The organism is Soonwooa sp., from assembly GCF_032062245.1.
Taxonomy (GTDB): Bacteria; Bacteroidota; Bacteroidia; order Flavobacteriales; family Weeksellaceae; genus Soonwooa.
Map to the genome: position 1 here is coordinate 20,426 of NZ_DAMBQF010000031.1, position 10,775 is coordinate 31,200.

13 protein-coding genes are annotated in these 10,775 nt (G+C 35.4%); 9 read left to right on the top strand and 4 right to left on the bottom strand.

The features are described from left to right. Window positions 1-104 precede the first annotated feature (104 nt). The 5 genes from RT037_RS12025 (at window position 105) to RT037_RS12045 (ending at window position 4,016) form a co-directional block, all read left to right on the top strand. Window positions 105-569, top strand: coding sequence for a hypothetical protein (locus RT037_RS12025; RefSeq protein WP_313031624.1), 465 nt, complete (start codon window positions 105-107; stop codon window positions 567-569). Between the two features lie 154 nt (window positions 570-723). Further along, window positions 724-855: a hypothetical protein gene (locus RT037_RS12030; protein ID WP_313031626.1), complete on the top strand. Its 132-nt coding sequence runs from the start codon at window positions 724-726 to the stop codon at window positions 853-855. A gap of 148 nt (window positions 856-1,003) precedes the next feature. Then, window positions 1,004-2,083 carry a chorismate mutase gene (locus RT037_RS12035; RefSeq protein WP_079666989.1) on the top strand — a complete coding sequence of 360 codons (1,080 nt, stop codon included), beginning with the start codon at window positions 1,004-1,006 and terminating at the stop codon, window positions 2,081-2,083. A gap of 114 nt (window positions 2,084-2,197) precedes the next feature. Then, entirely contained in the window at window positions 2,198-3,124 is a 927-nt protein-coding gene (rsgA, locus tag RT037_RS12040) for a ribosome small subunit-dependent GTPase A (RefSeq protein WP_313031629.1), read from the top strand. 472 nt (window positions 3,125-3,596) lie between these two features. Further along, on the top strand, window positions 3,597-4,016 hold the full coding sequence (locus RT037_RS12045; RefSeq protein ID WP_079665896.1) for a nucleoside-diphosphate kinase: 420 nt from the start codon (window positions 3,597-3,599) through the stop codon (window positions 4,014-4,016). 73 nt (window positions 4,017-4,089) lie between these two features. Here RT037_RS12045 and rpe read toward each other — a convergent pair whose 3' ends face one another. Together rpe and RT037_RS12055 are read right to left on the bottom strand one after the other, a co-directional pair. Further along, window positions 4,090-4,740, bottom strand: coding sequence for a ribulose-phosphate 3-epimerase (rpe, locus tag RT037_RS12050; protein ID WP_313031637.1), 651 nt, complete (start codon window positions 4,738-4,740; stop codon window positions 4,090-4,092). Between the two features lie 40 nt (window positions 4,741-4,780). Next, window positions 4,781-5,857 (bottom strand): M28 family peptidase, encoded by a 1,077-nt coding sequence (locus RT037_RS12055; protein ID WP_312323463.1) that lies wholly within the window; start codon window positions 5,855-5,857, stop codon window positions 4,781-4,783. Window positions 5,858-5,908: 51 nt separating this feature from the next. Between RT037_RS12055 and RT037_RS12060 the strand changes: the two genes are divergently transcribed. Then, entirely contained in the window at window positions 5,909-6,622 is a 714-nt protein-coding gene (locus tag RT037_RS12060) for a DUF4294 domain-containing protein (protein ID WP_312323464.1), read from the top strand. An 11-nt stretch (window positions 6,623-6,633) separates the two neighbouring features. Here the strand turns inward: RT037_RS12060 and RT037_RS12065 are convergent, their stop codons facing one another. Both RT037_RS12065 and mnmD read right to left on the bottom strand, forming a co-directional pair. Then, window positions 6,634-7,047, bottom strand: coding sequence for an NUDIX hydrolase (locus RT037_RS12065; RefSeq protein ID WP_313031643.1), 414 nt, complete (start codon window positions 7,045-7,047; stop codon window positions 6,634-6,636). A 74-nt stretch (window positions 7,048-7,121) separates the two neighbouring features. After that, complete coding sequence (mnmD, locus tag RT037_RS12070; protein ID WP_313031646.1) at window positions 7,122-7,796, bottom strand: tRNA (5-methylaminomethyl-2-thiouridine)(34)-methyltransferase MnmD; 675 nt, start codon at window positions 7,794-7,796, stop codon at window positions 7,122-7,124. An 84-nt stretch (window positions 7,797-7,880) separates the two neighbouring features. Here mnmD and RT037_RS12075 point away from each other — a divergent pair, with 84 nt between their 5' ends. The 3 genes from RT037_RS12075 to RT037_RS12085 all read left to right on the top strand — a co-directional run bounded on the left by RT037_RS12075 (window position 7,881) and on the right by RT037_RS12085 (window position 10,663). Continuing rightward, window positions 7,881-8,942, top strand: coding sequence for a branched-chain amino acid aminotransferase (locus tag RT037_RS12075; protein WP_313031649.1), 1,062 nt, complete (start codon window positions 7,881-7,883; stop codon window positions 8,940-8,942). Window positions 8,943-9,042: 100 nt separating this feature from the next. After that, on the top strand, window positions 9,043-9,552 hold the full coding sequence (locus tag RT037_RS12080; protein ID WP_313031653.1) for an FKBP-type peptidyl-prolyl cis-trans isomerase: 510 nt from the start codon (window positions 9,043-9,045) through the stop codon (window positions 9,550-9,552). Between the two features lie 13 nt (window positions 9,553-9,565). Next, complete coding sequence (locus tag RT037_RS12085) at window positions 9,566-10,663, top strand: peptidylprolyl isomerase (protein WP_313031657.1); 1,098 nt, start codon at window positions 9,566-9,568, stop codon at window positions 10,661-10,663. The last annotated feature ends 112 nt before the right edge of the window (window positions 10,664-10,775 follow it).

The following is a 10,775-nucleotide window of genomic DNA, read 5'->3' on the forward strand; positions in this document are numbered from 1 at the left end:
CTTCGACGCCACAAGTTCCTCAAAATAAAGTACAAACTGAGGTTAAAAAATCTGCGCCTACTTTTCCTGAAGAACGTCCAAAAGTTGAAAAAGCATCAAAACCTTTGCAACAACAAGCAAAACCTTCTGAGTTCAGCATTAATGCGTTTATGAACAAAAAAGAGGAGACGGAAGAGCTTTTTGCTCCTGCTGAAGAAGACTTACCAAAAGAGCACTTTTCGCAACCTGATGTCGAAAGAGAGTGGAAGGCTTTCCTTCTTAAATTATCGAAAATAGATTCGGTCGCTTACAATGCGATTAACAATTTTAGACTGACAAAAACCCACGAAGACCAGATTGAAGTGTTGTTTTCGTCATCAACTGCGAAAGCAGAATTCGATAAAGTTGCTGGAGAATTTGTGAATCATTTTAAACATAAAGTAAAAAATTATGGAATAAAACTTCACTTTAAAGAAGATAAAACGATTGTTCAGGAAGTGATGACTAAGAAAAAATTATTCGAAAAGTTCGCTGAGATTAATCCTGTTCTAAAGGATCTTAACGATTTGATGCGTTTTGATTTGACTTAAAATTTTTATCCAAATTTCATTTATTTAAAAAAAATGAAAAAAAATACTTTGTATTTGCCATAAAGTTTTACCTTTGTCTTGTATTTCTGCCCAAGTGTGGTAGATTATTTAATCAAAAATAGCTAGTAAAACCTTTGTAATAAAGGAATTATCAATGGAATCAAACCAATTTCCATATTCAACAACTTTAGAATCTGCCTTTACTTTTGGTGGATTATTTAGCTTTTTTGGTGCTTATTATTTTAGAAATTTTGAAAGTTCTTACCGATATTATTGGTACAGCTAACTAAATTTCTTTCTCAAAAAAAGTGCGTTTTTCGCATTTCTGTAATCATTTAAGATTTTTTTTAAACGACATTTTTTTGGAAAAGAATTATAAATCCTCATTTATAACAGATTAACACGTGTATTAACTCAGCAAATATTTAGATAAAATGAACTTAAACGAACTAGAAAATAATTGGATAAAAGGCTTCGAAAAACCTGTCATTATTGCAGGTCCTTGCTCTGCAGAAAGTGAAAGCCAAATGTTAGAAACCGCTAAAAGACTTAAAGAAAGTGACGCTGATGTCTCTGTATTCCGTGCTGGGATTTGGAAACCTCGTACCAAGCCAAACGGCTTCGAAGGTGTTGGCGTTATCGGTCTTAATTGGCTTAAAAAAGTGAAAGAAGAATACGGTTTCAAAACGGCGACGGAAGTGGCAAATGCACATCACGTTTTTGCAGCTTTAGAAGCGGATGTCGATGTCCTTTGGATTGGCGCACGTTCAACAGTTAACCCTTTCACGGTTCAGGAAATTGCGCAAGCACTTCGTGGTATTGATAAGCCAGTTTTGGTTAAAAATCCAGTGAATCCAGATTTGGCTTTGTGGATTGGTGCATTAGAAAGACTTTTAGGTCAAGATGTTAAAAATTTAGGTGTTATCCACCGCGGTTTCTCAACTTACCAAAAGACAAAATACCGTAATATCCCGAACTGGCAAATTGCTTTAGACTTCAAACATCAATTCCCGAATATCCCTATGTTTATCGATCCGTCGCATATTTGCGGAAACAGAACTGGATTGGCGGGCGTTACACAAGAAGCTTTCAATGTTGGTTACGAAGGTGCGATTATTGAAAGCCACTGCAATCCTGATGAAGCGTGGAGTGATGCTTCGCAACAGATTACACCAGAAGTTTTGGCGGATATGATTAACAGTATCCAGATTCGTAAATCTGATATTTCTGGTTACGAAGACGAGATGGGAAAACATAGAACTTTGATTAGTGATTTGGATTTCCAATTGATTGAGTTGTTGTCGCAACGTATGAAAATTTCTGAGAAAATCGGAACTTTGAAAAAAGAGAATAACATTGCGATTTTCCAGCCAGAACGTTGGAGAATTATTGCAGATTATGCCGCTCAAAAAGCTAATGAATCTGGGATGAGCCATGAGTTTATCGAAAAAGTTTTCAAAGCGATACATGAAGAATCGATTGAAGTTCAGAATAAAATTATGATTAATAAATAAACGTTTTTGACGTCAATTTTTAAACTTCACTTCTATGATGTTGATTTTGCGAGAGCGATTAGAAATCCTTAGCTTTGTCAACGTTCTAAAAGTGAAGTTTTTTATTTAAAATTAATGCAAGGAATCGTCATTAAATCCACAGGAAGTTGGTATCAGGTTTTGGAAGAATCTGAGAAAAAAATCTATGAAGCACGCATCAGAGGAAAATTCAAACTGATAAAAAGCAGATTGACAAATCCTTTGGCAGTGGGCGATTCGGTGGAATTTACTTTGGAGCAAGATGATATTGCGTGGATTACTAAAATCTTTCCTCGCAAGAATTACATTATTCGCAAGTCGGTTAATCTTTCTAAAGAAGCGCATATTATCGCTTCTAATATGGATTTGGCTTGTATTATTTTTACGCTAAAACATCCTGAGACTTCTTTAGGATTCTTAGATCGCTTTTTGGCGTGTTGTGAATCTTATGATATAAAACCATTAATTTTATTTAATAAAGTCGATGTTCTTTCTGATGAGGAGTTGGAAATCTTAAACGAGATGCAAGCTATCTATGCTGAAATTGGTTATGATAGCCTTGAAATTTCTTCTTATGCACATCTTAATCTTGAAGCTTTAAAAGACTTTATTAAAGGTAAAACGTCTTTGTTTTTCGGTCATTCGGGAAGTGGAAAGTCAACTTTGGTGAATGCCTTACAACCTGACCTTAACATTAAAACGGGCGAAATATCGGATGTTCATCTTAAAGGAAAACACACGACAACTTTTGCACAAATGCACTTTTGGAATTTTGGAGGAAGTGTGATTGACACGCCTGGCGTTAGAGAGTTTGCACTTATTGATGTTGAAAAAGAGGAGATTCAACATTATTTTCCAGAGATTTTTAGAATGTCGCAGAATTGTAAGTTTCATAACTGTCTACATATTAATGAACCTAAATGCGCTGTTCTAGATGCCGTCGAAAATGACGTAATCGAAGGCAGTCGCTATATCAATTATCTAAAATTGATGGAAGAAGCGGAAGAACAACAAGTAAAATAAATTTTATAACATTTTTTTCTGTTGAGAAGAAAATTGGAAAAGGCTTTCAGGGTTTAAAACCCTGAAAGCCTTTTTTTATTATGAAGTAAAACGCAATAAAACCAGCAGATTGTTGCGGCCCAGATGGAACGGCATGTTGGAGCTCCTTTTTGAGATGGCTTTGGTACTTCGACTCCGCTCAGTAGCCTCCTAGAATTAGCCATACTAAAAAAAGCGACTAGTGACAGCTGGAAATGGCGCCCAAAGAATTTTTGTCGTGTTGATGCGGTTTTCCAGGCTAATTATTATAAAACAAAAAACCCAGCCGAAGCTGGGTAAAAACTAATAACCATGAAAACTCAAATTAAACATGAGAATCATAATAATAGTAGCAAACTGTGTGCCAAAAATTATTACTATCTCTTATTGAGAAATTCAGTGACAAATATATATAAAAAATTGTAAATTTGCATAGTATATAATTAAAAAATCAATGTCAGGAAAAATTACATTCACCATGATTAAGCCAGATGCGGTTGCAGATGGACATATTGGTGCTATTTTAGGGAAAATTGCAGAAGCAGGATTCAAGATCAAAGCTTTAAAACTTACTCAGCTTACAATAGCTGACGCTAAGAAATTCTACGAAGTTCACTCAGAAAGACCTTTCTACGGTGAGTTGGTAGATTTTATGTCTTCTGGACCAATCGTTGCTGCAGTTTTGGAAAAAGATAATGCTGTGGAAGATTTCAGAACATTAATCGGTGCTACTAACCCTGCTGATGCTGCGGAAGGTACGATCAGAAAAATGTTTGCAAGAAGCGTTGGAGAAAATGCTGTACACGGTTCAGACTCTGATGAGAATGCTTTAATCGAAGCGCAATTCCATTTTTCTGGAAGAGAAATTTTCTAAGAAATTTTTTAAAGAAAAATAAAAGCGACACCTTTTGGATGTCGCTTTTTATTGTTTAGAACTTTAATTAAAATTAAAGTTTTAAAAGTTCGATGGTTTTTGCTGGATTTTCGGAAGCGAAAACGGCGTTACCCGCAACCAAAACATCTGCGCCAGCGTCAAATAACTTAGAAGCGTTGTCTAGATTAACACCGCCATCAACTTGGATTAATGCTGTTGAGTTGTTATCCAAAATCATGTCTTTGGTTTCTTTCACTTTTTTATAAGTGTTTTCAATGAATTTTTGTCCTCCAAAGCCTGGGTTTACACTCATTATTAAAACCAAATCAACTTCTTTGATAATGTCTTCCAACAAAATAACTGGCGTAGCTGGATTAAGTACAACTCCCGCTTTTGCGCCTTTATCTTGGATTTGATTAATCACGCGATGAAGATGCGTGCAAGCTTCCAAATGTACAGAAACCAAGTCTGCGCCCATGTTGATGAACTCGTCCACATATTTTTCTGGTTCAACAATCATTAAATGAACGTCAACAAATTTCTTTGCGTGTGCTTGCACGGTTTTCATCACAGGAAAACCAAAAGAAATGTTTGGTACAAAGCGACCATCCATCACGTCAACGTGTAACCAATCTGCTTGGCTTTCATTTAGCATTTCGATGTCGCGTTGCAGGTTTCCAAAATCTGCTGATAAAAGCGATGGTGCGATTAATTTATTTTTCATTTTTACAAATTAGATTTACTTTTTAAGTTTTAGATTTTATTTAATGATATTTTAGATTCATGTCTGGTTTTATTTTCAGAAGGCTTTCGTATATTAATTTAATAACATTGCTAACATCTTCTTTAGAAACCATTTCTACCGTCGTGTGCATATAACGCAAAGGCAAAGAAATTAATGCGCTTGGTACGCCACCATTAGAATGTGCGAAAGCATCAGTATCTGTTCCTGTTGCACGACTTGCTGCTGCGCGTTGGAAAGGGATTTTCTTGCTTTTTGCTGCGTCAACAATCAATTCTCTAATCGTGTGATGAACACTTGGCGCAAAGAAAACAACAGGTCCATCGCCACATTTTTGGTCACCCTCTTTTTTCTTATCGATCATCGGTGTGGTCGTATCGTGCGTAACATCTGTGACAATCGCGATATTTGGTTTGATGGTGTCGGCAATCATTTGTGCACCATAAAGACCAACTTCTTCTTGCACCGAATTGGTGATGTAAAGTCCAAAAGGAAGTTTCTTTTTGTTCTCTTTTAAAAGACGTGCAACTTCGGCAATCATAAAACCACCGATTCTGTTGTCTAAAGCACGACAAACAAAATAACGGTCATTTAATTCAAAAAACTCATCTGGATAAGTGATCATACAACCAACATATATTCCCAAATCTTCAACTTCTTGTTTGGTTGTTGCGCCGCAATCGATAAAGATATTTTCGATTTTTGGTGTTGGTTCGTTTTGATTAGCACTTCTGGTATGGATTGCTGGCCAACCGAAAACGCCTTTCACTAAGCCCTTTTCACCATGGATATTTACCACTTTGGAAGGAGCGATGGTTTGGTCTGATCCACCATTTCTGATAACATATATTAAACCATCATCTGTAATATAATTAACATACCAGCTGATTTCGTCGGCATGCGCTTCAATCACTACTTTGAAGTCGGCTTCGGGATTTATAATGCCATAAGCGGTTCCGTAATGATCGTATTCTATCTTATCGACATAGTTCTTGATATAGTCTGTCCAGATTTTTTGTCCAGCGTGTTCGTAGCCAGTAGGAGAGGCTACATTAAGATATTCTTGTAAAAATTTTAATGATTTTTTTTCAAATTTCATAATAGGAATGATTTTTGATAATTGACAAACTCCAATTGTGAGGTAAAAGTAATGAAATTTTATAAGTTATTTTTAGTTTTAAGCATCTTTGTAGGCGCTTTTGCAATGGCTCAAAATGATTCTGATCTTAATCAGGTTCCTAAAGCGCTAAGCGAAATGCCAAAAGACAAACTAAAAAAAGATGAGTTCGGGAATTGGTATTATTATGATGAAGTTCAAAAAGCTAAAATCTATGATATCAATGGGGAGCAAGTGATTGTAATGGATGAGTTGTTGATAAGAGCTAATCCAAAATTTAATAACCAGTTAGATCGTAATTTTTATTTTTTTCTAAATAAAAAGTTAAACCGGGTATATCCTTTATTTGTACATGCACTTGAACAATATCGAGGCTTAGTGAATGAAACGGCTACAATGGACGAAAGGTCGAAAGCTAAGTATATTAAAAAACGTCAAGAAGAATTGGCGAACGAATATGAAAAGCAATTACGCGATTTGACAACAACAGAAGGTCAGGTTTTTGCAAAATTGATGAATCGTGCTACTGGCAAAACGGTATACGAAATTATCCGTGAGCTACGCGGTGGTTGGAGTGCTTTTTGGTGGAATGTTAAGGGAAATATGGCAGATGTAAGTTTAAAAACACCTTATGATCCGCATAAATATCGTGAAGATAATTTTATCGAAAGCCTTTTGATAAGTAATTGGAATTATGGTTATCTAGAACCTTATCCAGGTTATCAAGATTTTAAAATAGGAAAATAGTTATTAGTTATTTATAGATATTGTTGTTTTAATTTTTCAAAAACAATATTGTCGATTGGTAGTGGAAATGGGTTTTCTTGGTCCAAGTGAACCCATTCTGCTGTCTCGATGCAAGGGTCAATAATCAACATATCTTCCTCATTGATGATTTCGCACAGATAATATATAGTCATTAATTGCTCATTATCTCGAAATCTCGATACCAAAAAATCTTCTTGTGTGTAAAAGTGACTTACAACCTTGATGTCAAGATTTAATTCTTCATTGAATTCTCTTTTTAAACATTCGATAACACTTTCACCGAATTCTAATCCACCGCCAGGAAGTTTAAGAAGATGTTCGCCAGCATATTCTTCATGTAGAGCCAATACCGACTGATTTTTTATACAGATTCCGTACACGCGAAGGTTAATCTTATCTATCATTGTTAAATTTTTCTTTTATAAATATAGGTCTTTTATTTAAAATAAAATTTTGAAAATTTGAATTAAATAATTGACTAAAGTTTTCTAGCATTGATCATTTCGCGCTTTCCGGGAGGGCCGGCTAGTTTTTCTACATCAAAGTTTAATTCTTTTAAAGCGCGTTTCAGACTACCTTTAGAAGAATATGTTGTTAGAAGTCCATCTGGATTCATGGTGTTAGCAACGATTTCGATAAGAGGTTTTTCCCAAAGATCTGGTTGCACTTTCGCACCAAAACAATCGAAGTATACCAAGTCAATTTTTGGTAGTTCCAAGTTTTTAATATCGAAGAAATCTGCTTTTATCTTTGTTAAAAAAAAGTTTGGGATAATTTCCGTTGCTTCACCCCAATTAGCCGCATGAATTTTTTTTTCAATTTCAGAAATTTCGAGATTGTCAAAAAGTTTTGCATAATCTAAGGCAAGAAGTTCGTCATTGGAAATGGGATATTTTTCGATACCAAAGTAGTGAATTATATGATTTTTGTCATTTCGTAATAATGCATTAATTGTTACTAAAACGTTAAGACCTGTCCCAAATCCTAGTTCAAGAATGTTAAATTGGTAACGATTTATTTTTATTAATCCATTTTTGATAAATACATGTTCTGCTTCTTGTAAAGCCCCGTTGTGCGAATGGTAGGTTTCGTTTAAGTCTTTGATATATAGTGTTTTACTTCCATCTAGAGTCGTGATAATTTCGCGATTCATATTCTTTTTTTTCAAATATAAACTTAATTTTTGAGATTTAAAAAATTATTATATATTTGTAAGACTACATAAAAAATTTCAAAAATGATAATTCAAAAGACAGAAAATTCTAAGCTACCTACTTTTGATCCTAATAACTTTTCGTTCGGAGATACTTTTATCGATCACATGATTATTTGTGAGTACGAAAACGGAAAATGGGGTGATGTTAAATTAGTTCCTTACGGACCACTTCCTTTCACGCCAGCGATGATGGGGGTTAACTACGGGCAAGCTTGTTTCGAAGGAATGAAGGCTTACAAAGACGAAAACGATGATGTCTTCTTATTCCGTCCTGAAAAGAATTTTGAAAGAATTAATAAGTCAGCAAAGCGTCTTGCGATTCCAGAAATCCCAAGAGAAGCTTTTATCGACGGGCTTAATGCTTTGGTTGATATCGATAGAGAATGGATCCCGAAAGGAGAAGGGATGTCATTATACATTCGTCCAGTAGTTTTTGCAACGGAAGAAGTTTTAAAAGCTAGAGTGTCTAACAAATATATGTTTGCGATTGTTGCAACGCCGGCTAAGAGTTATTATTCTGCGCCAGTATCTGTAAAGATTTCAGATTATTATTCTCGTTCAGCTAACGGAGGTGTTGGTTTTGCAAAAGCAGCTGGTAATTATGCAGCATCTTTTTATCCAACGCAATTAGCAATTGATGAAGGTTATGACCAAGTAATCTGGACAGATGACGCAACACACGAATATTTCGAAGAAAGTGGTACGATGAACGTTTTTGTACGTATCAACGATACAATCTACACACCAAAAACTTCTGAAAAGATCTTGGATGGTGTTACAAGAGATAGTTTCTTACAATTAGCAGAGCGTAATGGTATCGACGTAGTTGTTGGTGACGTTAAAGTTGCTGATGTTGTTGCAGCACTTAAAGATGGTAGCCTAAAAGAAGCTTGGGGCGTTGGTACAGCAGTTGTAACAACTAGATTCGAAGCTATTGGTTATGGTGATGAGAAGTTTGCGCTTCCTACATTGGCAGACGAAGATAGTTTTGCTTTCATCCTTAAAAAAGCTTTGGTTGATATCCAAACTAACCACGCTGAAGATCCATTCGGATGGAGAGTTAAGGTTGATAAAAAATACTAAAATATCTCTTAAAATATCATAAAGTCGGTTTTAACCGACTTTTTTTGTGTCCATATATGTGAAGAAATGGCTAATAATTTCTTATTTTCGCACAGTATTTATGAAAAAAATAATTCTTATCACTATTGCAATGTTGGGTTCTTGCGCAAAGCAAAGTCCAATCTACGACTCCACGACAATTGTAGTTAGCCATGACGAGATGGAAGATTCAAAAACAAGAAATAAAAACTTGAATAATGAAGAGCGCTATCAGATACAAGAATGGATTAAAAGTCAGGATAAAAAATACTATCCAATGGGCATGAACTATTGGGTGGATATTGAAAACCTAGCTTCGGAACCGAAGAAAAATGATGGCGAAAAAGTTAGTTATACTTACGATATCTATGATTTTGATTTGATTAAATTATACGAAAACGCCAAACAAATCAAAGATCAAGAATTAGGAAAGTTTGATGAACTAAGGCCGGTAGAGGATGCAGTTCGACACATGAAGAAAGGATCGGAAGCAACACTTCTTATCCCATCAGCATTAGCTTTTGGATCCTATGGTGATAATGATAAGATAAGCAGTGATATGCCGATTATTGTTAAAATAAGGACACTTTAATTAATAGATATATATGAAAAAATTACTATTTGTACCGGTAGTATTAACATTATTAAATTGTAAAACATTGGAAATAGACAAAGAAACTTACAACAGTCTTTCGGATGGTTTGTATGCGAAAATGCAAACATCAAAAGGTGAAATGCTAATCAAATTAGAAGACGAAAAAGCACCAGTTACAGTGGCTAACTTCGTAGGATTAGCGGAAGGTAAAATCCCAAATAAAGCTAAAGCGGATAAAGTACCATTTTATGATGGGACAATTTTTCACCGTGTTATCAAAGATTTCATGATCCAAGGTGGAGATCCACAAGGAACAGGAATGGGCGATCCAGGCTACAAATTTGCTGATGAGAAAAATGACCTAAAACATACAGGAAAAGGAATCCTTTCTATGGCGAATTCTGGTCCTAATACCAACGGCTCTCAGTTCTTCATTACAGAAGTTGCAACGCCTTGGTTGGATGGCAGACATACAATTTTCGGGAAAGTTGTGAAAGGTGAAGACGTTATCGACACTATCGCAAATGTTGAAAAAGGTCCTAACGACAAACCAAAAGAAGATATCGTTCTTCAAAAATTAACGGTTTTCAGCAAAGGAGATCAATATAAAAAATACGATCCTGCAAAAACTTTCGAAGAAGGAAAAGCTAAAATCGAAGAAAAAAATAAAGCTTTCGCTGCTAAAGAAGAGGCGGATCGTCTTAAAAAGTTACAAGAATTCCAAGCGAATCAAGACAAATTGGTTAACGAGTTGAAAGCTGGTATGCAGTCAAAGCCGTCTGGTTTGTTTTATAAAATCACTAAATCTAATCCATCTGGTAAAGCACCAAAAACTGGCGAGGTAGTTTCTGTACATTACGCTGGCAAATTGGTTGATGGTGAAGAGTTCGATAACTCTTTCAAAAGAGGAGAGCCTATCCAAATCCCGATTGGTGTTGGGCAAGTGATCAAAGGTTGGGACGAAGGTATCCAATTGCTTAAAGAAGGCGAAGCAGCAACATTGTTGATTCCTGCAAGCCTTGGTTACGGCGAAAGAGGTGCTGGTGGAGTGATTCCTGCTAATGCTTGGTTAATTTTCGACGTAGAATTAGTGAAAGTCGGAGGTTAATATCTTCAACTTAAAAGAATAAAAAAATCCGATTCAGCCGAATCGGATTTTTTTATGGGTAGTATCTCACTAACTGTGTAAGTTGAAAAGTTATTCTGAAAAATTTTGAGCC

Coding starts and splice junctions, on each gene's coding strand:
- RT037_RS12030 (WP_313031626.1), top strand. CDS start 724: ATGGAATCAAACCAATTTCCATATTCAACAACTTTAGAATCTGCCTTT.
- RT037_RS12055 (WP_312323463.1), bottom strand. CDS start 5,857: ATGAAATTTGAAAAAAAATCATTAAAATTTTTACAAGAATATCTTAAT.
- RT037_RS12065 (WP_313031643.1), bottom strand. CDS start 7,047: ATGATAGATAAGATTAACCTTCGCGTGTACGGAATCTGTATAAAAAAT.
- rpe (WP_313031637.1), bottom strand. CDS start 4,740: ATGAAAAATAAATTAATCGCACCATCGCTTTTATCAGCAGATTTTGGA.
- mnmD (WP_313031646.1), bottom strand. CDS start 7,796: ATGAATCGCGAAATTATCACGACTCTAGATGGAAGTAAAACACTATAT.
- rsgA (WP_313031629.1), top strand. CDS start 2,198: ATGCAAGGAATCGTCATTAAATCCACAGGAAGTTGGTATCAGGTTTTG.
- RT037_RS12080 (WP_313031653.1), top strand. CDS start 9,043: ATGAAAAAAATAATTCTTATCACTATTGCAATGTTGGGTTCTTGCGCA.
- RT037_RS12045 (WP_079665896.1), top strand. CDS start 3,597: ATGTCAGGAAAAATTACATTCACCATGATTAAGCCAGATGCGGTTGCA.
- RT037_RS12075 (WP_313031649.1), top strand. CDS start 7,881: ATGATAATTCAAAAGACAGAAAATTCTAAGCTACCTACTTTTGATCCT.
- RT037_RS12060 (WP_312323464.1), top strand. CDS start 5,909: ATGAAATTTTATAAGTTATTTTTAGTTTTAAGCATCTTTGTAGGCGCT.
- RT037_RS12085 (WP_313031657.1), top strand. CDS start 9,566: ATGAAAAAATTACTATTTGTACCGGTAGTATTAACATTATTAAATTGT.
- RT037_RS12035 (WP_079666989.1), top strand. CDS start 1,004: ATGAACTTAAACGAACTAGAAAATAATTGGATAAAAGGCTTCGAAAAA.